Source organism: Kosakonia pseudosacchari (assembly GCF_015167415.1).
Lineage (GTDB): Bacteria > Pseudomonadota > Gammaproteobacteria > Enterobacterales > Enterobacteriaceae > Kosakonia > Kosakonia pseudosacchari.
This window is the reverse complement of the sequence record NZ_CP063425.1, coordinates 1,796,393-1,820,130: the sequence shown is the minus strand read 5'-3', so window position 1 is coordinate 1,820,130 and position 23,738 is coordinate 1,796,393. Positions and strand designations below refer to the sequence as shown.

General features: G+C 52.9%; 24 protein-coding genes, 1 tRNA gene and 2 pseudogenes. 18 read left to right on the top strand and 9 right to left on the bottom strand.

Going from position 1 to position 23,738, the window contains the following annotated elements; all coding sequences use genetic code 11:
* Window positions 1-307: 307 nt before the first annotated feature.
* Window positions 308-1,060, bottom strand: coding sequence for an IclR family transcriptional regulator (locus IP581_RS08435; RefSeq protein WP_193822263.1), 753 nt, complete (start codon window positions 1,058-1,060; stop codon window positions 308-310).
* 404 nt (window positions 1,061-1,464) lie between these two features.
* Here IP581_RS08435 and IP581_RS08430 point away from each other — a divergent pair, with 404 nt between their 5' ends.
* From IP581_RS08430 to IP581_RS08405, 6 genes are all read left to right on the top strand, one after another.
* Window positions 1,465-1,857 carry a RidA family protein gene (locus IP581_RS08430; RefSeq protein WP_086869871.1) on the top strand — a complete coding sequence of 131 codons (393 nt, stop codon included), beginning with the start codon at window positions 1,465-1,467 and terminating at the stop codon, window positions 1,855-1,857.
* A gap of 200 nt (window positions 1,858-2,057) precedes the next feature.
* On the top strand, window positions 2,058-2,897 hold the full coding sequence (locus IP581_RS08425; RefSeq protein ID WP_097400129.1) for an ABC transporter substrate-binding protein: 840 nt from the start codon (window positions 2,058-2,060) through the stop codon (window positions 2,895-2,897).
* A 53-nt stretch (window positions 2,898-2,950) separates the two neighbouring features.
* Window positions 2,951-3,688, top strand: a complete 738-nt coding sequence (locus tag IP581_RS08420; RefSeq protein WP_193822262.1) for an amino acid ABC transporter permease — start codon at window positions 2,951-2,953, stop codon at window positions 3,686-3,688.
* A complete protein-coding gene (locus tag IP581_RS08415) occupies window positions 3,685-4,329 on the top strand; it encodes an amino acid ABC transporter permease (protein ID WP_193822261.1) in 645 nt (214 codons plus the stop codon). The genes IP581_RS08420 and IP581_RS08415 overlap by 4 nt, the downstream gene beginning before the upstream one ends.
* Complete coding sequence (locus IP581_RS08410) at window positions 4,326-5,063, top strand: amino acid ABC transporter ATP-binding protein (RefSeq protein WP_086869878.1); 738 nt, start codon at window positions 4,326-4,328, stop codon at window positions 5,061-5,063. The genes IP581_RS08415 and IP581_RS08410 overlap by 4 nt, the downstream gene beginning before the upstream one ends.
* Before the next feature lie 11 nt (window positions 5,064-5,074).
* On the top strand, window positions 5,075-6,346 hold the full coding sequence (locus IP581_RS08405) for an alanine racemase (RefSeq protein ID WP_193822260.1): 1,272 nt from the start codon (window positions 5,075-5,077) through the stop codon (window positions 6,344-6,346).
* A 112-nt stretch (window positions 6,347-6,458) separates the two neighbouring features.
* Here the strand turns inward: IP581_RS08405 and IP581_RS08400 are convergent, their stop codons facing one another.
* Entirely contained in the window at window positions 6,459-7,385 is a 927-nt protein-coding gene (locus IP581_RS08400) for an AraC family transcriptional regulator (protein ID WP_228007829.1), read from the bottom strand.
* Between the two features lie 389 nt (window positions 7,386-7,774).
* Here IP581_RS08400 and IP581_RS08395 point away from each other — a divergent pair, with 389 nt between their 5' ends.
* On the top strand, window positions 7,775-8,521 hold the full coding sequence (locus IP581_RS08395; protein ID WP_193822259.1) for an SDR family NAD(P)-dependent oxidoreductase: 747 nt from the start codon (window positions 7,775-7,777) through the stop codon (window positions 8,519-8,521).
* Window positions 8,522-8,534: 13 nt separating this feature from the next.
* Window positions 8,535-9,248, top strand: a complete 714-nt coding sequence (locus tag IP581_RS08390; RefSeq protein ID WP_193822258.1) for an SDR family oxidoreductase — start codon at window positions 8,535-8,537, stop codon at window positions 9,246-9,248.
* Window positions 9,249-9,339: 91 nt separating this feature from the next.
* On the opposite strand, the gene IP581_RS08385 is transcribed toward IP581_RS08390, so the two are convergent.
* Window positions 9,340-9,741, bottom strand: coding sequence for a winged helix-turn-helix transcriptional regulator (locus tag IP581_RS08385; RefSeq protein ID WP_193822257.1), 402 nt, complete (start codon window positions 9,739-9,741; stop codon window positions 9,340-9,342).
* Between the two features lie 99 nt (window positions 9,742-9,840).
* Between IP581_RS08385 and IP581_RS08380 the strand changes: the two genes are divergently transcribed.
* Window positions 9,841-10,572: an SDR family NAD(P)-dependent oxidoreductase gene (locus IP581_RS08380; protein WP_193822256.1), complete on the top strand. Its 732-nt coding sequence runs from the start codon at window positions 9,841-9,843 to the stop codon at window positions 10,570-10,572.
* A gap of 50 nt (window positions 10,573-10,622) precedes the next feature.
* Here the strand turns inward: IP581_RS08380 and IP581_RS08375 are convergent.
* Window positions 10,623-11,101, bottom strand: a pseudogene (locus tag IP581_RS08375) (LysR substrate-binding domain-containing protein); the annotation flags it as partial.
* 211 nt (window positions 11,102-11,312) lie between these two features.
* On the opposite strand from IP581_RS08375, the gene IP581_RS08370 reads away from it, so the two are divergent.
* Both IP581_RS08370 and IP581_RS08365 read left to right on the top strand, forming a co-directional pair.
* The gene (locus tag IP581_RS08370; RefSeq protein WP_193822255.1) at window positions 11,313-11,813 is read left to right on the top strand and encodes a DUF6622 family protein; all 501 of its coding nucleotides are present in this window, start codon (window positions 11,313-11,315) and stop codon (window positions 11,811-11,813) included.
* A gap of 376 nt (window positions 11,814-12,189) precedes the next feature.
* The gene (locus tag IP581_RS08365; protein ID WP_097400139.1) at window positions 12,190-13,065 is read left to right on the top strand and encodes an AraC family transcriptional regulator; all 876 of its coding nucleotides are present in this window, start codon (window positions 12,190-12,192) and stop codon (window positions 13,063-13,065) included.
* Window positions 13,066-13,483: 418 nt separating this feature from the next.
* Here IP581_RS08365 and IP581_RS08360 read toward each other — a convergent pair whose 3' ends face one another.
* From IP581_RS08360 to IP581_RS08350, 3 genes are all read right to left on the bottom strand, one after another.
* Window positions 13,484-14,011: a carboxymuconolactone decarboxylase family protein gene (locus IP581_RS08360; RefSeq protein ID WP_193822254.1), complete on the bottom strand. Its 528-nt coding sequence runs from the start codon at window positions 14,009-14,011 to the stop codon at window positions 13,484-13,486.
* 51 nt (window positions 14,012-14,062) lie between these two features.
* On the bottom strand, window positions 14,063-15,733 hold the full coding sequence (locus tag IP581_RS08355) for a carboxylesterase/lipase family protein (protein WP_193822253.1): 1,671 nt from the start codon (window positions 15,731-15,733) through the stop codon (window positions 14,063-14,065).
* Window positions 15,734-15,805: 72 nt separating this feature from the next.
* Complete coding sequence (locus tag IP581_RS08350; protein WP_193822252.1) at window positions 15,806-16,582, bottom strand: cyclase family protein; 777 nt, start codon at window positions 16,580-16,582, stop codon at window positions 15,806-15,808.
* Window positions 16,583-16,740: 158 nt separating this feature from the next.
* Between IP581_RS08350 and IP581_RS08345 the strand changes: the two genes are divergently transcribed.
* The 5 genes from IP581_RS08345 to IP581_RS08325 all read left to right on the top strand — a co-directional run bounded on the left by IP581_RS08345 (window position 16,741) and on the right by IP581_RS08325 (window position 20,372).
* The gene (locus IP581_RS08345) at window positions 16,741-17,352 is read left to right on the top strand and encodes a TetR/AcrR family transcriptional regulator (protein WP_193822251.1); all 612 of its coding nucleotides are present in this window, start codon (window positions 16,741-16,743) and stop codon (window positions 17,350-17,352) included.
* 397 nt (window positions 17,353-17,749) lie between these two features.
* Window positions 17,750-18,193 (top strand): SRPBCC family protein, encoded by a 444-nt coding sequence (locus tag IP581_RS08340; protein WP_193822250.1) that lies wholly within the window; start codon window positions 17,750-17,752, stop codon window positions 18,191-18,193.
* A gap of 135 nt (window positions 18,194-18,328) precedes the next feature.
* Entirely contained in the window at window positions 18,329-18,712 is a 384-nt protein-coding gene (locus tag IP581_RS08335) for a Rid family hydrolase (RefSeq protein ID WP_193822249.1), read from the top strand.
* 33 nt (window positions 18,713-18,745) lie between these two features.
* Complete coding sequence (locus IP581_RS08330) at window positions 18,746-19,309, top strand: GNAT family N-acetyltransferase (protein WP_228007828.1); 564 nt, start codon at window positions 18,746-18,748, stop codon at window positions 19,307-19,309.
* Window positions 19,310-19,838: 529 nt separating this feature from the next.
* The gene (locus tag IP581_RS08325; RefSeq protein WP_086869901.1) at window positions 19,839-20,372 is read left to right on the top strand and encodes a glyoxalase superfamily protein; all 534 of its coding nucleotides are present in this window, start codon (window positions 19,839-19,841) and stop codon (window positions 20,370-20,372) included.
* A 44-nt stretch (window positions 20,373-20,416) separates the two neighbouring features.
* Here IP581_RS08325 and IP581_RS23870 read toward each other — a convergent pair.
* Window positions 20,417-20,613: pseudogene (locus IP581_RS23870) on the bottom strand (transposase); the annotation flags it as partial.
* A gap of 470 nt (window positions 20,614-21,083) precedes the next feature.
* On the opposite strand from IP581_RS23870, the gene IP581_RS08320 reads away from it, so the two are divergent.
* A tRNA-Ser gene (locus tag IP581_RS08320) sits at window positions 21,084-21,171 on the top strand.
* A 695-nt stretch (window positions 21,172-21,866) separates the two neighbouring features.
* Here IP581_RS08320 and IP581_RS08315 read toward each other — a convergent pair.
* Window positions 21,867-22,766, bottom strand: a complete 900-nt coding sequence (locus tag IP581_RS08315; RefSeq protein ID WP_193822248.1) for a LysR family transcriptional regulator — start codon at window positions 22,764-22,766, stop codon at window positions 21,867-21,869.
* A 98-nt stretch (window positions 22,767-22,864) separates the two neighbouring features.
* Between IP581_RS08315 and IP581_RS08310 the strand changes: the two genes are divergently transcribed.
* Window positions 22,865-23,587: an SDR family oxidoreductase gene (locus IP581_RS08310; RefSeq protein ID WP_193822247.1), complete on the top strand. Its 723-nt coding sequence runs from the start codon at window positions 22,865-22,867 to the stop codon at window positions 23,585-23,587.
* Window positions 23,588-23,738 lie beyond the last annotated feature (151 nt).

The following is a 23,738-nucleotide window of genomic DNA, read 5'->3' as shown; positions in this document are numbered from 1 at the left end:
TCGTCATTATCATCAAAAGACCAGCATCAGGCTGGCATTCGGGCTGAGACACGAAGAAGTAAGAGGGGTGTAAAGATCGGGAAAGCGGTTTTGTTAGCGCCCGACCGGGAGGAAACACGTTAAAAATGTCGGGTGCCAGGATGCCCTGCCACTGGAGTCAAAATGTCTGTGGCTGTGGGAATGGATACGTCTGCGGGCATACACCAGCGGGCTTTGTGCCGCGCAACGACGCGAGCGATACAACCCTGCACCCTCTGGTGTAACCCGGAGCAGAAAAGCAATATTTTCAGTTATATAGAATATGAACTCAGGTGAAATCCGATAATTTTTGCCCGGAAACGATCAGCTCTTTCAGCAACATCTGACGACGCTCCTCCGGCGTATCGCGACTCACCATAAAGCAGATAGCGGCTACCGCCTGCCCGCTACGAGAACGAATCGGTGCCGCCATGCAGCAGGTAAAACTCTCTGATAAACCTTCCGTCAGGCAGTATCCCTGTTGTCCGGCACGATGGATATCGTCGAGGAATGCCTGCTTGTCGAGGACCTGCCCGTTCGCCAGACGGTAATCCTCTTCGGGAATGAGATCGAGAATGGCCCTGTCCGACCAGTTACTCAGCAGCAGGCGACCGGTGGCAGTCCAGGTAATCGGTACCCGCACCCCGATATCCGACGTGATTTTGAACGGGTGGGCATTACTTTCCGACAGTACGACGGTGTACTTGTTGCCTTCCAGCATACAGAGCTGCACCGTCTCGCCATGACGGGCCACTAACTCCACCATCAGCTGATGTGAGCGGCGGATAAGATCGTTATGGGCCATGTAGTCCGCACCGTAATAGTGCATTTCACGGCCGAAAAACACCGCGCCATCGGCATCAAGCTCAAGCAACCCGGCCTCACTCAGCAGGTTGACGAGCTCATATACGCTTGAGCGCGGCGCGCCGGTGGCGTCGATCAAATCGCGCATCGCCATAGGCTGACGAGCGATATGCAACTGGCGAAAAATGTCGATAACCCGGTCAACACCGCGCGCCCGCGATGGCTTCTCGTCCGGCATAAGCAAATTCTCCTGATGCAGTCGGGCGGTCGCGCCAGACAGTAAAAAAGAAAAGCATCATACACCCAGCGTCGTCGTTAGCCCATCCCCGTAAATTAAAATTTCAGCGGCCGAATTTATATTTCTTTGTTCTATTTTGGGGCCTCATTTTAGCGCATAACGCGCAGGTTATTTTCTTAAACACCGACAGCGATAACATTTCCAGGCAGAAACTTCTCACATTACTTTTTTATTTTGCGATCGCAACGACATCATAAGAAATTAAAATCCTCCCGATATATTGCAAAAGCAAAAAACCTGTGCAAATCTTGCTCTATCCGATATTGCAGATAACAGTCTGATATATCAGACAGCATTCAAGCGGTATCAACAGGTATTCTCAGAACCAAAAGGAGCAGCGTTGCATGACGATTAAGCGTTATGGCATTGAAGGCGGCACCGGTACGGGCGGGCAGAAACTGCCGTTCGCACGGGCCGTTGAGGCCGATGGCTGGCTATATATCTCGGGTCAGACACCGATGCGCGAGGGCGAAGTGGTGGAAGGTGGCATCATCGAACAGACGCAACTGGCGTTCGATAACTGCCTCACCATCATGCGCGAAGCAGGTTATCGTGTAGAGGATGTCGTGCACGTCACGGCGGTATTAACCGACGCGCGCTATTTCAGTTCATTTAATAAAGTATTCAGTGAGATATTTCATGATAATCCGCCAGCGCGAATTTGTAGCGTGCAGGATTTAGTGGTCGACTGCAAAGTGGAAGTAGACATGAAATGTTTTCGTGCCGACCGTAAATAATTAAAACCGTTAAAACAGGCTGCGCGTTTTTATTTTTTTCTTCGCCGACACCAGGGCCGCCTGTTATTAATTAATGCTTTTGTTTTTCACCAGAATATCCCGAAATAATCAGCGCCGCCGCTGCGCGGGCGATCGCCTGACTTATCGCGGGTGACACGGTATTACGCCGTCTCGTCAAACATTAAAAGAGAGCATAAAAAATGAATGCAACGACATCGCTGAAATTAAGTGCCACAGCACTGGCCAGCGCGCTGGTATTGCTGGCTGTCGCGGGCTGTACGCCAACCGAAGAGAAAAAAGAGGCGGGTGCGGCGCCGCAGTCTGCACTGCAAAGCGTCCTGCAGCGCGGTACCCTGCGCGTGGGTGACTGCCTGAGCTTTGCCCCGTTTGGTTTTTACGATAAAGACGGCAACCCGGATGGATATGACGTCGATCTGGCCAAAGCGCTGGCGAAAGAGATGGGCGTCAAACTGGAGATGGTCAACACCACCAGCGCCAACCGCATCCCTAACCTGCAAACCAATAAAGTCGACGTGGTGTTCTGTAACTTCACCCGTAATCTGGAGCGCGCCAAAGAGATCGGTTTCACCAACCCGTATGTCGTGGCGAGTGAAGCCATGCTGGTGCGCAAAAACAGCGGCATTCAGTCCGCACATGATATGGCTGGAAAAACCATCGCCACGGTGAAAGGGTCCACCAATGGCGACGAAGTGCGCAATCTCGGCATCGACGTAAAAATTCAGGAGTACGACTCATCCCAGGCGGCGATTCTGGCGGTGAAACAGGGACAAGCTGATGCGATGATCGAAGATAACAACTTCCTCGCCTATCAGGCCAAACTCGATCCGTCGCTGACCGTGACCAACGAAGCGCTGGTGCCGCTGGAGTACAACGCCTTCGGCGTGAAACAGGGCGATCAAGTGTGGACCAGCTATCTGAACGAATTCCTGTTTGAAATCAACGCCTCCGGCCAGAACGCGCAGCTGTATGAGAAATGGTTCGGCAGTAAACCGCGCTACCCGCTGAATCCGCAATACTGATTGTTCGCCCGCGGTGCAGCAGCTGATGCTGCACCGCCTGAAGGAGTCACACCATGAGTTATCAATGGCTAACCCTGTGGCGCTACGCCGACACTTTTCTGGAGGCCGCCTGGCTCACGCTCCAGGTCACGCTGCTGGCGTTTATCCTGGCGGTGGCACTCGGTCTGCTGGCCGCGCTGGCAAAATCCTCGCCGCTGACGCCGGTACGCTGGCTCAGCCACTGCTACGTCGAGTTCATCCGCAATACCCCGGTGCTGTTGCAAATCTTTATTATCTTTTTTGGCCTGCCGTCGTTGGGTATCACCATGAGCGCCTTTAGTGCAGGCGTGCTGGCGCTGGGGATTAACGTGGGGGCTTATCTGTCGGAAACCTTCCGCGCCGGTATTCAGTCGGTCGCAAAAGGCCAGCTGGAAGCGGCGTATATCCTCGGGATCCCGCGCCGGCAAATCTTCCTGAGCGTCGTGCTGCCGCAGGCCGCACGCGCGGTGTGGCCTGCCATTATCAATAACCTGATTCAGCTACTGCTCGGCACCTCGCTGCTCTCCGCCATCGCGCTGCCGGAACTGACCGGCACTGCAACGGTGATCAACGCGCGCACCCTGCTCTACATCCAGACCTTCAGTATTGTCGCGCTGGTCTATCTGGTGCTGAGCAACCTGTTCTCCTGGCTTGGCAACCTGGCAGGACGCCGGATGTTCCATCCGCCGCTGGTGGCACCGGTAAAAAAGCCCGGCTGGCGGTGGGCAAAAAAATGGCTGATTAACCCAGTGAAACGGGAGAATGCGCTATGAGCGAACTTATCATCAACTCGCTGCCAATCCTGCTGAAAGGCCTGGTCATCACCTTACTGCTCTCCATCGCCGCTATCGTTGGCAGCACCCTGCTCGGTTTACTGGCAGCGGTGTTACGCACCAGCCGTTTGCCGGTCGCAAAACAGATCGCCGTGTTTTACACCGAACTGTTTCGCGGCACGCCGGTACTGATCACGCTGATGTTTATCTACTTCGGCGTGGCGTATTTTGGCTATGAAATCAATCTGTTTGCTGCCGGTATCCTCGGCCTGAGCATTTATCAGGGCGCTTACATTGCCGAAGTATTCCGCGCCGGGATTGAAGCGGTGCCGAAAGGCCAGTGGGAAGTATCATGGATCCTCGGTCTGTCAAAACGGCAGACGTTTCTTAGCGTGGTCCTGCCGCAGACGCGCGGCATCGTGCTGCCGCCGCTGGTGGGTCAGTATCTTTCGCTGATTAAAGATACCTCGATTGTCAGCATGATCGGCATGTCGGAATTGATGCACCAGGGCCAGGCTATTGTCGATCGCATCGGTCAGCCAGTGGTGATTTACGGCCTGGTCGCCCTGCTCTACTTCGTTGTCTGCTTTCCGCTTTCCCGTTGGGTTCAACATCATCAAACCAGGAGCCAGTTATCATGAGCAAATCCGCCATTACGCTAAGCCGGATCACCAAATCCTTTGGCTCAACCCAGGTACTGAAAGAGATAAGCCTTGATGTGTCGCCCGGCGAAGTGCTGGTGCTGATTGGCGCATCCGGTTCCGGCAAAAGTACCGTGTTACGCATCATGAGTGGGCTGGAAACCGCTGATGGCGGAGAAATCTGGGTGAATGAAGTACCGCTGCACGACCGCAAACGCAGCAGCGAAATCTGCGGCCACGTTGGCATGGTGTTTCAGCAGTTCAATCTGTTTCCCCATAAAACCGCGCTCGGTAACGTGACGCTGGCGTTAATTAAAGCGCAGAAACTCTCCACGGCCGAAGCCAATGAACGCGGTATGGCAGCCCTGACCCGCGTCGGGCTGGCCGAGCGCGCGCATCATTATCCGGCCCAGCTTTCCGGCGGTCAGCAGCAGCGTGTGGCGATTGCCCGCGCGCTGGCGGTGGAGCCGAAAATTATGTTTTTTGATGAAGCGACTTCCGCACTCGATCCCGAACTGGTTGGTGAAGTGATGGAGGTCATGCGCAGCCTGGCGCGTGAAGGGATGACCATGGTGGTGGTCACCCACGAAATGGGGTTTGCGCGTAAAACCGCTGACCGCGTGGTGTTTATGGATCAAGGCGTGATTGCCGAGCAGGGTTCGCCGGAGCAGATCTTCGTCAACCCGCAGAATCCGCGCACCCAGCAGTTCTTATCGCGTGTGCTTGAGCACTAACAGGAGGCATGATGTCGATTCACTTTCCCTTGCAGGCAAACGGCGCGCTGGATGCGCTGCAACCTGCGCCGCGTTTTAAATCGGTCGCCGGGTCCGGCAATCAGCCGCTGGCTAACGGTGTCCAGGTCTTTAACAGCCCGGATGTGTTTTCCCCCCTGATGCTGATGAAGCAGTCAGCCCTGGAGAATAACCTGCGTCAGCTGGCAGCGTTTTGTCGTGAGCAAGGCGTCATGCTGGCGGCACACGGCAAGACGTCCATGTCGCCGGCGATCCTGCGCCGCGCCGTCGCTGAAGGCGGTGCCTGGGGATTGAGTGCCGCCACTCCCGCGCAGGTTCGCGCCTTGCGCCAGTTCGGCATTCGTAACGTCTTTCTCGCCAATGAACTGGTCGATCCCGCTGGCATTCGCTGGATAGGCGAATGGCAAAAACAGCATCCCGAGCATAGTTTCCTGTGCTACGTCGATTCGCTGCAGGGCGTTCGTCTGCTGGAGCAACATCTTGGCGACAGCCGCATTTCGGTACTGCTGGAAATGTCGGTCAGCGGCGGGCGTACCGGCTGCCGCTCATCCGCAGAAGCGCTGGAGATTGCCGCCGCGATTGCCGCCAGCCCTGCCCTGCAACTGGTGGGTGTCGCAGGCTATGAAGGCGCGCTCGGCGCCGGACGTGATGCTGCGGGCGTGCAGCGCGTCAAAGATTACTGCCAGATGCTGATCGCCACGGCGGCACTGCTGGCCGAAAAAAAGCTATTTGCCAGCCAGCATATTATCCTCAGCGCCGGCGGTGGCGCGTGGTTTGACGTGGTATCAGCCTGTTTCACGGCCGCGAATCTGCCCCTGCCTGTAACGCCACTGATTCGATCCGGCGCGTACATGGCGCATGACAGCGGACTTTACGCGCGCATTGCGCCTTTTGCCCAGCCTGGTGCGAGGCATCATTTCACCGCCGCGCTGGAGATCTGGGGACGGGTGTTGTCGCGCCCTGAGCCTGGCCTGGCGTTTGTTGATTTCGGACGCCGTGATGTGCCGTTCGATCAGGATCTGCCCAATCCGCTGTGGGTGCGCGACGTTGACGGCAGTGCCCTTCGTGCAGCGTCGGGCATGCGCATCAGCGAGGTGAACGATCAGCACGCCTATTTGTTACTGCCGCAAGAGGATAGGTTAAAGCCCGGCGACTGGGTGGGGTGTGGTATTTCACACCCTTGTACCGCATTCGATAAGTGGCGGTATTTGCCACTGGTAGATGATGATTACTGCGTCACAGATTCACTGGAAACTGCATTCTGAGTGAAATATCTGCTCGTAACGGCGCGATGTTTCGCGCGGTTTTACCATTCATGTTCGCGTGAACCGCGCTCATCCGTTCTTTAACTGCCATGACAATCTGGCCGGAAAGCGGTTATTCCGGCCAGTACGATTCGGCTTTCACTTTTAATAAATGGCGTAAGCGCTGCGCTTCCTTTTGCGGCGGGCAACCAAAGAACCGGCTAAATTCCCGGCTGAATTGTGTCGGACTGAGGTAGCCCACCCTGAAAGCGGCTTCACTGGCCGTGACATTGCGCTTCACCATTAAAAACCGCGCCTGGTGCAGCCTGATGGAAATCAGATACTGTTTCGGTGTGGTGCCGGTGAAGGCTCTGAAATGGCGATGAAAAGAGGGGGCGCTCATTCCTGCGTCTTTAGCCAGTCTCTCAATGTCAACAGGTTCCATAAACCGGGTATGCATCGTGCGGATAGCGGCAGCAATTTGCCTGAAATGCCCCTTTCCGGCGAGCGCGGCTCTGATTGCGGCACCCTGGGTATCAATCAGTACACGATAATAAAGTTCTTTCAGAATACCCGATCCCAGAATTCTGGCTTTTTCCTCATCGGAAAGTGCCAGCAAAAGGCGGTACACCGTATCAGCCAGTTCTTCTCCCAGCGGGCTGGAAAACATCATTCCCGCCTGCGCATTTCCGCTTACCTCGCCTTCGCCCATTTCGATCAGTAATTCGGCAATCGTGGCGACATCGAGCGATATCGACATCGCCAGCAGAGGCTCTTGCTGGCTGGCAGTGGTCTGGCTGGTGAAAGGAAGCGGCGCGGAGACCACCAGATAATGTCCGGGATCGTAGGTAAACGCCTGCCCGCCCAGCAACGCGGTTTTCTTTCCCTGCAGAACGATAACAATACAGGGTTCATACAGCACGGGCGTGTGGGGCATCGACTCATTGACCCGCAACAGTTTTATCGCCGTCATACGGGTGCGCGAGTAGCCCTCATCAGGCGCAAGCGCCAGCAAAGCCGGGATCATTTTTCGTGTAAGGCTTGAGGTAAGTTCGGACACTGCGCCCCCGGAATATACAAAAGGATAAACTTTTTCGCCTTTATCAGGTTATCGAACCAAATTCTGACAGAAAAAGATAATCTTTGTACAGGAACCTTCATTGTTGCATTGCTCTGCTTCTCCTATTCTTTTCGCGGCAAAAGCAAAGAGGCGAAGTTATTAAATTTCATAGTAATCAACAATCTGGTTTATAGCCGGAACGGAAAGCGTCGCACGGAGACATTTCGCTGCCGTCTGTCGCGCCTGGCGTATTTTGCATAGCTCCCCTCTCTTAACCCAGTCAGATTCGGCATACAAGACGCAGCCAGCCAGGTGGCACTCATTAAACAGCGTAACCAGACGATAACGGCTACTGAAGGCGATGACGTTACAGCATTTGAGGAATCAAAATGGCAGATTTTTTCGGATTAAAAAACAAAGTGGCTATTGTCACGGGCGCCGCAGGGGATATTGGCAGGGCCACCGTGCACCTTCTTGTCAGTCATGACGCGAAGGTGCTGGCTCTCGATATCAACCCGGCGGTGCATGCCCTAGCACAGCGCAATCAGGTGGTGACACAGATATGCGATGTCAGCCAGGAACAGGAGGTCATCAGCGCACTCACGCTCGCGCAGGCGGAATTTGGCGGCGTGGATATTCTCATCAACAATGCGGGCAAGACCCTGAATAAACTCGCAACCGAAACCTCCGTTGCAGAATGGGACAGCATTATGACCATTAATGCCAGAGGGTATTTTCTCCTCAGCCGGGAAAGCCTGAAAGTGATGCAGCCCCGCAGGCAGGGAGCGATTGTCAATGTGGCGTCCGTGGTGAGCATGGTGGGCATGAAAGCCACGTCCGCCTACTCAGCCTCTAAAGGCGCAATAGCGCAACTGACGAAAGTGCTGGCGCTGGAAGCGGCTGAATATGACATCCGGGTCAATGCCGTTGCCCCCGGCGTCGTCGAAACCAATATTCTTTCCGGCATCGTGGAAGACAGCCGGGCGACGCTTGCCAGCTATGGCCACGCGCATCCACTCGGGCGGGTGGCTCAGCCGGAAGAAATTGCGCAAGCCATTATCTGGCTTGCCTCACCTAAAGCCAGCTTCGTGACGGGAACGGTATTAATGGCTGATGGCGGTTATACCGCACAGTAACAAGGAGCCAATGATGAAAACGCAAAGCATTTTAGTTGTCGGAGCCGAGAAAGGGCTGGGCTATGGACTGACACAAGCGTATCTGGAGCGGGGCTGGGACGTTTTCGCCACCCACTTACCGGATGCCGGGATCTCCGCCCTGCTCGCCCTGGGAGAGCGGCACCCCGGCAAGCTGATGACCGGCGCTATTGATGTCACCAAAAGCGCCCACATCGGGCCACTTGTCGGCAGGCTCAATGGGCGGCAGTTTGACGTTATTTTTATGGTGGCCGGTATTTACGGCCCCTTGCATCAGTCCGTGTTGCAGGCATCTGACGCGGAACTCCAGCAAATCATGATGACCAATGCGTTTGGCCCTGCCCGCCTGGCCCGGCACCTCCTGCCGATGCTTAAGCCTGCGGGAAGCCTGGTTTTCATGTCGTCGCATCGGGGGAGTATCGCCAGCAATACCGAACCGGGGATCGGCCTTGAGCTGTACCGGGCCAGTAAAGCGGCGCTGAATATGCTGGCGCGTTGTATTTATATGGATATCAGCCAGGGAGCACAGACAGTGCTGTCAATGCATCCAGGCTGGGTGGCGACGACGATGGGCACACTGGATGGTACCGTGGATGCAGAGATTGATGTAAAAACCAGCGTCAACGGCATGATCGGTGTGATTGAGCAGCACCGCAACGCCGCAAGCCATCTCTTCCTCGATTACGAGAACAACAGCTGGCCCTGGTGATAAGCCTCTCTTTTAGCGGGTTAATCCCGGCCCCGGGAGTACACGCCCGGGGTTAGCCTGTCGGCGTTATTCAGAGGATCATGTGCATTGCTCAGGCCTCAACCTGACTTGCGCATTTATTTTGCTCCGCATGAGCACGATCGTATTCAGCCTGCGCTGCTGCCACGGCCGGACCAAACTCCTTCGCCCAATTCGCCAGCGCAAAAAAAGGCTGCTGTAGCGACTGCGCCAGCGGCGTAATGGTGTATTCCACACTCACCGGGTGCGTGGAGAGAACGTGACGATCAATTAAACCGTTTCGCTCCAGCCGTTTCAGTGCATCGGCCAGCGCCTTATGGGTGATCCCGTCCAGGCGTCGGCGAAGTTCATTGAACCGGCAAGGTTCAGTACACAGCACCGTCAGAATTAATATCGACCATTTATTGGTGATATGTTCTAACACCAGGCGAGTACTTCTCTGATCTATCAGGCAGTTATCATGATTTTCTTGCATAGCGATATCGTCACTTATATTTGGTATAGCAAAAGTGCGTAATTGATATTAAGTATAGAATTTATATCATCTGGTTTCGACCTAAATCGGAGAAATCAGATGGGCAGAATAGAGAAAAAAGTCGCTGTGGTACTGGGTGGTGCGAAAGGTATTGGGCTGGCGATCAGTCAGCGTTTAGCCGCCGAGGGAGCCGTCACCTGGTTCACTTCGCGACGCGAAGAAGATCTACAAACCGCCAGATGCAAAATATCAGGCACTGCTATAGCGCTGCAGGCTGATGTCAGTCAGAAGAACGAACTGAGCCGCATCATGCAGACCGTTGCCGAAAAATCAGCGCAGATAGATATCCTGATAATCAATGCTGGCATGTCGGAATACGCCCCGCTTGAAGAGGTCAGTGAGCAGCATTTTGACCAGACGTTTGGTCTCAATGTTCGCTCCCCCGTCTTTGCCCTGCAGGCAGCATTGCCTTTGCTGAAACCCGGCAGCAGTGTCGTTCTCATCGGTTCTATTGCTGATGTTCTCGGCACACATGGCTATGGCGTCTACTCGGCCAGTAAAGCCGCACTGCGCTCTTTTGCCCGCACCTGGACACGCGAACTCGCCGCGCGCGGTATCCGTGTCAACGTTGTTGCGCCGGGTCCTGTCGACACGGAAATGATGGCCGCAACGTCTGAGGAAGTGCGTAAAGGCTTAACCAGCGCAATACCCCTCGGCAGAATGGGCCAACCTGAAGAAGTTGCAAACGCTGCATTTTTCCTCGCCAGTGACGAGAGTCGCTATATTGCGGGTGCAGAAATTTGCGTTGATGGTGGCATGACCCAGGTTTAAGCGTGCATACGACGGCCATCCGAGGATGGCCGCTCAGAGTAGCGGCAATATCAGATGATGTCGGCTATCCAGTCTGCAAATGCGCACACGGCGGGAGAAAGCAAGCGTTGATGTGGATGCAGCAAAGTGACCGGTACTGATGGCGGCTGCCAGTCGGCCAGAACCTCGATTGACCTTCCTTCCCGCAGATGCTCCGGGACAATACTTTCGGCAACCTGCGCCAGCCCGAAACCTGCAAGACACATTTTTATATAGAGCCCCGTTTCGTTAACAGCCGCATCGCCATTAACAGAGACGGACAGCGTTTTGTGCCGCGCGCAAAACGCAATTCACTCGTTCGCCTGGCTGAGCCGGAAAAGTCATGAATCGCCAGATGCTCTGCCCATTCGTCGGGCGACTGCGGGATCCCGTATTCCCGGAGATACGCCGGAGAAGCACAGATTATCCAGCGAAACCGGCCAGGCGGACGAGCGACCAGCGTTGAGTTATTCAACTCCCCCGTTCTAATCACGCAGTCGACCCCTTCCTGATAACGTCGTGATGCGAAGGTTTCTGCCAGATGTCGCTGACGTGTCACCTTGCCGTCATGGTGGTGTCGTGTACGTTGCCAGCATCATAGGTAAGTATCTTCGCAGGCATTGCAGTGGCCGATAACAGCGCTGACTGTCGCGAAGAAGCTTATGGCGTGGCGGTTCGCCGGTGCTGAAGAAAAAGAGTAACTTTCGTAACCGGGACAACTTATGGATATGGCACACTTTTTAAGAGCAACACCCGTATGGGTATGGATACTGCTGGCTTTTTTACTACGTCGCGGTTTTGCTGCGCTTTATGACCGAAAGATGGCAATTGGACGGTTGTTTTTACTGCCGGTACTTTTTCTTGTCTGGGGAGCCTATGGCGTTATCACCGAGACAGAACTGCCCGGAGTCAGCCTGAGCATCATGATAGCCGGGCTGCTCGCAGGCAGCGCACTCGGATACAGATTGTGGCGCTCACAGCCACCGCTGAGAGATACAGATAATCCGGGCATGGTTATCAGAAGTGGGACACCGCTGACGCTGGGGTTGATTGTGATTGCGTTTAGTATGAAGTTTACCCTGACCTCGGCGCTTTATCTGCAGCCAGGGCTAAGGTCAGCCACCAGTTTTTGTCTGTTATTTGGCGGTATGACGGGGCTTGTTGACGGCATATTCTGGGGGGGAACCCTGCGACTTTACCTCCCCTGGTACAGTAAAAGATGATTAATTGACACTGCCCATAACAGAGATCCAACCGACTCGCCGAGTCAACGCTGCTGATCCTTGCCCTGCTGATAGACTGGCTAAAAAAGATACCGGCCAGCATCCCTGAAATGGACAGGTTATTTTTGCCCGGTGATACTCTCCGCTTTCTGCGAAAGCGGGGGTGAAAGGTTGATGCAAAGCCGCTAAACAGGCGGCTTTGAGCGAACAGTAGAAGTTCGGCATGCATATTGACATCGCAAGTCTTGAGTAATGGGAGCAGGTCAAAGGTTCGTAACATAGCTACCTGGAAATGCTCTCCCTTGAGCGTCTTTGGGCAAGATCGGTCAGGCAAACTGACTCGCCTTCGAGCATATTAAGCAGCACGGAGGAAGTCATGTGTGATAATAAAACTGATAGTTACGCCAGACGCTTTAAACAGGTCTTTGATTATATTGACCATCATCTCGATGACGTCTTATTACTGGAAAAACTGAGTGAAGTGGCTCACTTCTCGCCATTTCATTTCCATCGCCAGTTTTGTAGTTATTGTGGAATGCCACCTGGTCGTTACATCCAGATGATGCGCTTAAAACGCGCATCTTATCGACTGGCTTTTAATCCGTTAGAGAAAATCACTGATATCGCGTACGACGCCGGTTTCCAGCATTCTGAATCGTTTAGCCGTGCTTTCAGACAAATGTTCGGTCTATCACCGACGCAATTCCGCCAGCAGCCCCCCTGGGTGGATTGGCATAAGCGCATATCCGAACCTTACAAAGCCAGGAGACAAACCATGCAAGGCCAGGTCAGGATCATTACTTTCCCCGCGACGTCAGTCGCAATGCTGACGCATTATGGACAACCGGAGTTAATAAACGAAACGGCGGCTCGCTTTATTGAATGGCGAAAAACCACGGGTTTTTCACCGGTTGCCAGTAGCCAGACATACGGTATTGCACCACACGATCCAACCCTAACGCCGCCGGATGAATTTGAGTTCCATATTTGCGGAACCGTCACGTCACGCATTATGGAAGACAATCGCTTCGGGGTAATGAATAGCGTCATTCCGGCTGGTCGCTGTGCGGTGTTACGTCATCAGGGATCGCATGATGCGTTAACCGGGTTGGCTAAATCTTTGTATCGGGACTGGTTGCCAGAGAGCGGAGAGGAACTTCGCGACTTCCCGCTTTTCTTTCATTACCACAACTTTGTGCATGAGGTAGCGGAACATGAATTACTCACGGATATCTATTTGCCGTTGAAATGAGCTGATTCAGGGTTATTGCTCATCGTTGACCTGCTCCCCATCAATTAAACCGTGATATTTGCAACGTCCGCTCCTGGCCGGGAGCGGTCGGGGCATCACACTCAGGGTCACAGGGATGTAGGACTAACAGTGGCGTGTAATAATCAACCGGGAGCAGGTCAGAGTGACCTGCTCCCCTTTATTTAACAAAGGATGATGTTGGCCACGTCCGTCCCAGGCACGAAGCAGACAAGTTACCTAAGCCGAAGGTCCGCTGTGATCGAAAAGCGGACATGCTTCGCTGTCCGCTCCTCAGGATATTTATCGTGCTGGCCTCAGCAACCCAAAGTTGATTTCACGATGTTATCCGTAGGCCAGAAGCCCGCCAGGCTCTACAGCCTACGGGATCCAGTTTTATGCCCGGTTTTATTTTCAATGCTTAGGCCATTTTTTCCCATGACGTCGGTCTCTCATCCAGTTCAACTTCCAGCGTTTCAAGGAAGCGTGCCGTCATCATGTAATGCCCGATCAACAGCGTGATTTCGGCTATTTCCTCCTCGCTGCAATAACACCTGAGCGCATGAAATACCACGCCCGTCACTTTGACATGATTCACACATTCGTCGGTAAAACGGACCACTGCCTGTGTTTTACCGTCCAGTTTCTGAATATCGCCATCTTCAATGGCGTCGATATCGCTTTCACGCCAGCCGCTCTGTCTCGCTATTTCGACGTGCTGCATACGCTCATACGCGCTGTGGCTGAGCGCGGCGACCCGTAAAATCACCAACTCTCTGTCTTTGGCGCAAAGATGCCCCTGTCGGAATGAGGCGCCTAGCGTCAGATAGCCGTCCGTACACGCGCCGGTGCGCAATAAGGCGCGAGTGAGGTTGGCAGGGAAACGCTGATAGAGATCCTGTTGTTCAGGCGTGAGGGAATCGACTTCGGGTAAGATAATACGTGCCATGATTGTGCCCCTTTTTGAGGGAAAGACTGGTGATGACCAGTCTTTCGGCCTTTATTCTTTAAACGCTTGTTCCAGATGCTGACTCAGTCTTTCTTCAAGCTCGCGTACGCTATCAATGCCTACAGCAGAAAAGAGCTTTTCCTCTTGCTCAAGCAGTCGCTTCTGCGGGAGCACCTCTTTGCCGAAACGAAGGATGGCCTGATTTTCCTCATCAAATTTCGGCCAGAGATATTCGCCCCCATGCCGAATAAAGGCGGCATAGTAGCTCCCCATGGCCCCGGCACTGTGTTTGAGTTCATCGATATCGATCCCATCGAATGCAGGCCATTGCGACAGCCGCTCCGGGTCGTAATTACGCCACAAAAACGGCATATCGCCAGTGTGGACCGCCCGTAGCTCTCCACCCCAACCAGGGAGATCGTAGCTGAACTGGAAAAGCCAGGTCGGCACACCTAACCGGGTGAAGTGTCTGGCTATTTTCAATGATGAAAACTTAAAGAACTCAAAAGACATAATGTCGGAGAGAATATGTCCCGGCTCCCGATGTTCCGGATAGAGTTCCTTATACCCTTCGTACAGTTGCTGAGCGCCGTCACTGCCATAAATCGGCGTCAGGACGTCGAGAACATCCTGTACGCTGCCATGACGCAGGGTTTCGGTATGACCGCGGAAAAACTGCCATTCATCTTTGGCGAAACCAATCATCAGCTCGTTGACCGTATCGGCAGCCGCGTGGCTGGAGAGATATTCAGCAGGGTGTTGCGGGATCCATTCGCCGTCAACCACGCCACCCAGAGGGCGCCAGGCGATATTTTTGTCCGGATGGAAAAAGCGCGTTAAGACATTCTGCACCGCCAGAAAGCGTTCGGGATCGATGTCGGCGAGCGCTTCAGGGGACGAGATATCCAGTAAGGAGAGATATTTCTCCGCCACCCGGATCGCCTGCGCCTGATTTTGGGTACACCAGACATTGAAAGGAGATAATGACTGGATGATGGCCCGACGGAAAAATTTTCGGGCCGGCGCATAAGTCAGCAGATGCGAGACGGCGGTCGCGCCGCAGGATTCGCCGCCGATAGTGACATTATCCGGATCTCCTCCGAACGCGGCGATATTCTCATGCACCCATTGCAAGGCGGCGAGTTGATCTTTCAAACCCAGGTTGATGGCTTCGGGAAACGCATCGCTGATTAAACCAAAATGCACCCAGCCCAGCGCCCCCAAACGGTAATTGGGCCGGACGACAATGATATTTTCCTGCCGGGCAAGATTGGCGCCGTCTTCCAGATGAAACGATCCCGAACTGACCGCGTTGGCGCCGCCGTGATAATACACGTAGACCGGTAATTTTTTCCCGCCTGCATTCTCCGGGACCCAGACATCAAGGTACAGACAGTCTTCGCTGATATTTTCGTGATGGTAGGTTTTCCCCACGTAAGCGGGCCAGGCAGGGACGCCCGGCACGCCGGGGTCGATGCGCTTAACCTGCGCCATGACGGCGTGTGTGTTGTTCAGGTTCATCTGAAAGGACGCCGGTCCCGAAGCCACTGCGTTTCTGATCCCCTCCCAGGGAGAAAGGGGCTGTGGGTTGCGAAACCGTAGCGAACCGACCGGGGGTCGGGCGTAAGGGATGCCGCGGAAAATATCCAGCGCGTTTTCGCGCAGACCCTGAATCCGGCCTTGCCGGGTAGTGACGATGGGTGAACGGGTTTCTGTATGCATGGAGCACCTCTATTTTCAATGATGGCGATCTCTCGCCAGTGTCGGCTTGAGCGTGATGAAGAGAGTGAAGGGTTATTCATCGACCAGTGCGATGGTTCTGGACCAGCCAGCCGAGGCCTGATGGACTTTTATCGGCAGGCTGATGACCGTAAATCCGTCATCCGGTAATGAATCCAGCGCGGAGAGTTTTTCAATCTGGCAGTAGGGCGTTTCTTTTCCGGCATAGTGTCCTTCCCAGATCAGGGAGGAATCGCCTGTTTGCTGATAACGCGCACGGGTATAAGCGAACGGCGCATCCCAACTCCAGGCGTCGGTGCCAACCAGACGTACGCCTTTTTGCGTCAGATAAAGCGTGCCGCTTCGCCCCACGCCGCAGCCACGTTCAAGGTAATCCTCATGGCCGTAGCGATCGCCGGCCGCCGTGTTAATCAAAACGATGTCTCCCGCAGAGAGGGTATGGCCGATGCGGGCGAATTCTTTATCCAGATCCGCCGGACCAATGACATAGCCGTCGGGGTACTGGCGAAAATCGAGCTTCACCCCCGGACCGATACACCAGCTCAGGGGGATTTCATCAATGGTCAGAGATCGACCGCCATCCTTCATGTGGGAATGGTAGTGCCATGGCGCATCCATATGAGTGCCGGCGTGGGTGCTCATGTTGACGAACTCCACCGCCCAGCCCTCTTTTTCCGGCAAGTCGTCCGGACTGAGCCCCGGAAACATCGCGGCAAGCTGAAGCACCCCTGCCGCATGGTTATGGTAATCGATGGAAGGTAAAAACGGCGGCGGATCGGAGGGGATGCCGTTTTGCAGACTGACGGAAAGATCGATGATGCGCTGTTTCATTACTGCTCTCCATTTCTAACCAGAACAACCCAACAGGAGACGAAATGCGGTGGCGCTATTGGATTATCCCCTGTTTAGTTCTATAGTTGCACTCCACAGTGCAACTGCCAATGCACTGCACTGTGCAGTGCAGTGCATTTTATAAAAAGTCAAAGACAATGATGAAAAAAAACACAATGGCAACACCGTCTGCTGAAAAAATTCTGAATTCGGCCGTGAATGTCCTGCTGACGCAGGGCTACGACGCGGCAAGCATGGATGACATCGCTGCGAGCGCCGGGGTATCCCGCCGCACCTTGTTCAATCAGTTTTCAACGAAGGAAGTGTTGTTCGAAAAGGCTATTGAGTATTTCTGGTCGCGTTTACCCGTTGTACAGCTCTCTACTACGCAGGAAGCCATGGCCGATCCGCAAACGGGATTGATGCAAATTGGCCTGGCCATCGCGGATTTCTGGGCAGCGGATACCTCCATAAAACTCGCCCGGATGATTGTTCGCGAGAGCGAACGTTTTCCCTCTCTGGCCAAAAACTATCTGGAGTTAGGTAAAGTGCCCGCCCTGGGTTCGCTCATTCGTTACCTTGCCCAGCAGAACGCCGCCGGTCATCTGAAAATGGAAGATACGGATCTGGCAGCCCGTCAGTTCGTAGGAATGATTAATGAGCCTCTGGTGTGGTTTCGTGTGTTAGGACTTAAGGATGAAGCGAATATCACTCAACGCGAGCGGGTGGTACAGGAAGCGGTCAGGACGTTTTTAAGCCGCTATGCTTAAGCCACACGCCGCTTATCTTTATCTATCTACGGAGAGCGGACACGCAGTTATGCTCCCGGTTCAGGTAGTGAGCCCCTGTTCGCTAAGCGGGTTCACTCCTTTCAAGCTAAGTTTGTTATGACCAACCCTATTACTTTAATAGAAACAGACATATTCAATGTCCGCTCCTGGCACGAAGCGGACATTTATTTCATATTTATTAACCATTCAAACCAATTTTTAAAAAGCCACTACGCCGCAAATCTCAGCAGCCCTTTCACTGGTCTGCTGGCTACTGATGAGCTTTTCAGAAACCTGTCTGAGCGAGATTAACTCTCCTGAACGAAAAATGAGGTTTGGCTTTTTTGGCGTTACGCCATTATAAGTACACATTAACTATGTTCACTTACGCTATCTGATGAGCAATTTTACGAATGAAAACAACGCCTGGAGCAAGCGCTATACGCTCACGGTAAAAAGCAAGCCAGAACCAATATGGCAGGCCTTTGTCGACACCGATAACTGGAAACGATGGAACCCTGGTGTAAAGTCGATCACTATCGAAGGGCCATTTCGTACGGGAACATGGTTCACAATGGCGTTACCTCAAGGAGAGGTTGTCCGTAGCCAGCTCACCGATGTGTCTGAAGGAAAATATTTCATAGATGAAACCTGGGTGGATGACACACTGGTCAAGGTTGAACATCGTATTGAGGCATCCGGTGCCGATCAGAGTACCGTGATTTATGCGATCAGTACCCAGGGTCCTCAGGCTAACGCTTTCGGAGAGGGGGTCAGCGCGGACTTCCCGGAAGTGATGGAGGGACTGGCTAAATATCTTGCCGAAACAGGTTCTGTGTAATGGTATCGGAAAGCATTAAGCCTCTTACTGGTCGTTCTGGCGACGGGTTGGATAGTAGCCTGAAGGGAATCACCACGGGGCATCACGGTTTGGCACATGTAAGCATTTAATTAAGTCATCAATTTGAGAAAAATCATGAAAAAATCGATAGTTCCTGAAGAATTTCAGCATTATTTCGATGACTGGCACTTCTCCCCCGTCATCGACGCTGATGGCACTGTGTACCTTTCAGGTGTTACCGCTGCACGCAAGGACAAACCGATAAGTAAGCATTCTGAAGAACAATTCCATGATGCGTTTTATAAGCTTGGCGTTTATTTAAATGCTGCCGGTTTGAGTTATGAACACATACTTGAAATGACAACTTTTCATATTGATCTTAAAAAACATATAGACGTTTTTTCGAAAGTAAAAGATGAGTATATAAAGGCGCCATACCCGGCATGGTCCGCCATTGGCGTATCAGAATTCATTCCAGAAAATGCGCTTGTGGAAATGCGGATTGTGGCGAAAAGATAATTTCTGCATGTCATATTTTATGAGGGTTGCACTGTGAGCGCTAAATTAATTGAGCCTTTGATGTCGGATTTATATATCCTGGAGCCCTTAGATAAATCTCATGCTAACGAAATGTATGCAGGGTTATGTTTTGTTGACGATTATAAATTTATACCGTCCAACCCACCGGCAAGCCTGGATGAATTGACAGCGCGTTATGAGAGAATATCTCAGCGTTACTCCCCGGATAAGAGCCAGGTATGGCTAAACTGGGTCATTATCCATCGTAATTCCGGTGCGTATCTTGGGTATGTTCAGTCGACCATTATGGTTGATAAAGACTGGGCATATATTGCTTATCATGTGTTTGGGCGGTATCAAAAAAAAGGGGTGGCAAAACAGTGTGTGCGGATGGTAATAGATTTTTTATTCAATAATTATAATTTATCTCATATCGACGCATTGATTGACTCTCGTAATATGGCCTCAATTGGTTTAGTGGAATCGTTGAAACTTAAAAAAATTAATGAGTTGAAAGATGCGGATTTTTTCAAAGGATCGATAAGCGATGAATTTCATTATAGAGTTTTTGCTAACGAATGGACTACAAAGGCATAAGTTTACAACGATAATTAATGAAAGGTATGTAAGATGAAATACCACCAAAAGGGAAAAGGACGTTCAAAAATTGAATTTTATTCAAACCATCCATTCAGATACTGAAAAATCACCTTTCGCCCCATCACGCAGTCGCATGTAAAACTTGTTCAAATGAGAAACTTGTTTACTTTGAACTTTCCCTGCTAATCAATCTACCTGCAACGTCCGTCAGCTTCTGGCGAACGTGTCGGTTTTTAACAGGCATGTCCTGTTCGCTCAGCGCGAAAAGCGGAGTCGGTACATATCGCATCACGCCTCCCTTAATCGTGACTACCTGAATTGGTAGCCTCCCTTCTCTTTCGAACCTGGAGACTTGTGGTGTATCACGAGCCTGGATATTCTCATTCCGGGTCCGTGCTGCCCGCCGCTCGCTTCCTGAAGGGAAAAGGTGAAAGCATGTAAGTTCTCAACCTCATTAATGTTAAAACTCTTGATGGTCGGGACGTGGTAATGCGAGCACCACCATTTCCTGACAGCAGGAGGAAATATGTTTTCTATCGAGCAAGCCAAACAAATGGCTGCAAAATTAAAAGCCTCGCTTGAGTTGCGTGAACATAAGATTTCGTATTCCACCGCTCTCGAAACGGTTGCCCACCAGTTAGGCTTCAGAGACTGGAACACAGCTGCAGCAACGTTGCCCTCGCGGATCCCACCGTCTCAAATTCAATTCAGTAACCCCATCCCCATCCTGCGAATTTTTGATGTCCGCAAAGCACAGGAGTTCTATCTTGAATTTCTGTCATTTAGTGTGGAGTTTGAACACCGGTTCGAGCCCGGTTTACCGCTGTATATGGGCATTGCCAGAGAAGGGTTGCAGTTACATCTTTCTGAACATCACGGTGATGCCAGTCCGGGCGCAACGATATTTATTCCTCTGAATAATATTGCGTTGCTCAGAGATGAACTTCACGGCAAACAATATGGATACGGTCGCCCGGAAATTGTTAAGCAAGACTGGGGAGACGTTATGGAAGTCCACGACCCGTTTGGTAACCGACTCCGATTCTGTCAACAAAACTAGGTTGTCCGTCTTAAATATGGGGATTGTCGATGAAGCTTTCCCCTTTTTAAGGTACGCAAGGGCTTCAGTTCTGAGGGCGAAATGCCGCCATCTTTCTTGCGCCATGTAGAGAGTGCGGCATCGGAAATCCCCCGCCTACGCAGACTTCGGATACCCGCGTACCCAGTTCACCCTGCTTCAGGGCAAAGACAATCTGTTCTTCGGTGAATGGTGATTTTTCATCGGTACCATCTCCGTTCAGGGGAGCACGTTCCTTGCCGGAATTCTGTTTCTGAATGGGGCAGGATTTCAGGTCAGGGTCAAAGTAGCTAGCCCCAATTGGTTCCCACCTTACATCAGACATAAACGCGACATAATGTCCCTGTAATGTCCAGCATCCTGTCCCGGAATAAAGACGACCCGCCTCGCGCGTCAATATTTCACCCGATGCATGGTGAAATCGAACCTGCCCATTGAAAACATCGCGTCTTACAATCCTGAGAATTGAGTACGCATTCACAGGACTTACTCACGAGTCATACCAGCCGACATCAGTGCCTGTTCGCTTTACCTTATGAACCGGTAAGCATACAGATTTCGCAGCAAATCCTTGCATTGCTCACACCTTAAGCGAACAGTAATGAAAGCTTAAAATCTTGCTTGACCGTTTCAGTACAACTCCCTATAGTAGCGCCCCGTTGCCCCCAGTACTGGCTGGCAGCAATAAAATGTGGTGAGGTGTCCGAGTGGCTGAAGGAGCACGCCTGGAAAGTGTGTATACGGCAACGTATCGGGGGTTCGAATCCCCCCCTCACCGCCATCATTCAAAAAAGAGCTCGCATGTAAATGCGGGCTTTTTTTTCGCATATCGCACTCCCGCAGGGGGGATGAGAAGCCCCGACCGGGGTTCGACAACTGGCGCAGCCAGTTGGACAGATGACGAGCCCGCGAGGAATCTGCCCGTAGGGTGAGCGAAGCGAATCAATCCCCCCCTCACCGCCATCATTCAAAGAAGAGCCCGCATGTAAATGCGGGCTTTTTTTTCGCATATTGCACGCCGCCGGGGGGGTGAGAAGCCCCGACCGGGGTTCGACAACTGGCGCAGCCAGTTGGACAGATGACGAGCCCGCGAGGAATCTGCCCGTAGGGTGAGCGAAGCGAATCAATCCCCCCCTCACCGCCATCATTCAAAGAAGAGCTCGCATGTAAATGCGGGCTTTTTTTTCGCATATTGCATCCCGCTGGGGGGATGAGAAGCCCCGACCGGGGGTCGACAACTGGCGCAGCCAGTTGGACAGATGACGAGCCCGCGAGGAATCTGCCCGCACAAAAACGCCGGGAGCGTTTTGAACAACGCTTGCGTTGGCCCCGCAGGGGCGAGGCCCAGGGAAAGGCCGAGTAACGGTGAGCGAAGCGAATCACTCCCCTCTCACCGCCCTATTCGGAGCGTCATAAACAGACATAGCGCATGACAAAAGGGCAATATCAGCGTGCGGACCGAAACAAACGCTGGCGCTAAATATGCTGCTGCCGCCATTGCCTGACATGGTCGACCAGGGCGCGTAGCTTAGGTGCCATATTGCGGCGTTGCGGAAAATAGAGGTAGAAACCCGGAAAATAGGGAAGAAAATCATCCAGCAATGAGACAAGCTGCCCGGTTTCAACAAACGGCCTGAACGTATCTTCCGTGGCAAACGTGATGCCGCCACCAGCCAGCGCGAGCCGCAACATCAGGCGCAGGTCATTCGTGGTGATCTGCGGTTCAATCGCCAGGCTGAAAGGCTCTCCCGCCTCCTCAAATTCCCAGCGATAAGGGACGACATCTTTGGCAGGACGCCAGCCGATACACCGATGATGGATCAATTCACGCGGATGTGTGGGTGCGTTGTTCGCCTCGAGATACGCGGGCGAGGCAACTGCCATTTCACGTTGCTTTTCAGTAAGCGGGACGGCAATCATATCCTTTTCGATCACCTCGCCAAGCCTGACGCCAGCATCATAACCCGCAGCCACAATATCAAACTCCTCATCCGTCACGACAATATCAACCGTCACGGCAGGGTTGGCCGCCGCAAACGAGGCGAGCAGCGGACCGGAAAGAAACGCTTCGGCTATCGAGGTTACTGCAATCCGAAGGCATCCTCGCGGCATATTATCCGACGCTATCTCTTCAAACGCCGTTTCAATACTGGATAACGGCAATGACAGGGATTGCCGCAGCCGCTCCCCCGCTTCCGTCAGAGTTACTGAGCGAGTCGTACGCATTACCAGCATTGTGCCGAATGCATCTTCAAGCCGTCTTATTCCCTGGCTGATCGCCGATCGGGTGACACCCAGGCGCACAGCAGCAGCGCTGAAATTACGCTCTTCTGCCACCGCGATAAAAACCGGTAAAAGGTTGAGATCAATTTTCATTGTTTAACGTTGCTAACCAGTGAGTCCAGTAAAAGCAGGATACTGAAACCAATCGTTAAGTTCTATGATCGTTTCGAACTCAACTGAAGGAGCATGCTATGAATAAAGTGATATTAATTACCGGCGCATCAAGTGGTATTGGCGAAGGTATGGCCAGAGAGCTTGGAAACGCAGGCGCGAAGGTGCTATTAGGGGCTCGCAGAGTGGAACGTATCGAAGCCATTGCCGCAGAAATACGCAGCGCGGGCGGTATCGCCGAAGCGCGTGAGCTTGATGTCACCAGCCGCCAGTCGATGGCCAGCTTCGTGCAGACCACGCTGGATAAATGGGGCCGCGTCGATGTTTTGATCAACAATGCGGGCATCATGCCGCTCTCGCCGCTTGCCGCAGGCAAACAGGATGAGTGGGAGCGTATCATTGACGTCAATATCAAGGGAGTGCTCTGGGGCATTGGCGCGGTTCTTCCCGTGATGGAAGCCCAGGGCTCCGGTCAGATCATCAATATTGGCTCTATCGGCGCCCTTGCTGTCGTGCCAACTGCTGCCGTCTATTGCGCCTCGAAATTTGCGGTACGCGCGATTTCGGATGGTTTGCGTCAGGAAAGCCCAAATATTCGCGTGACCTGTGTCAATCCCGGCGTAGTGGAAAGTGAGCTTGCCTCAACCATTACGCATCCGGAAACCAGAGCAGCGATGGATGTGTACCGTGCTGTGGCACTTAAACCTGCTGATATCGCCCGTGCCGTGCGGCAGGTCATTGAGGCTCCTGAGAGCGTTGATACAACGGAAATAACCATCAGACCAACCGCATCAGCCAACTGACACTTCTGGCTGATGACAGGCGTTAATGTCCGTTATCATTTCATCTCCACTATGACGTGAGCCAATTTGGCATCAGGGTCATGCCGCCATTGAAGGTACGGGAATCGCTTATCTCCCCTACCCGGCTGCTGACCCTGATGTAAAAATAGTT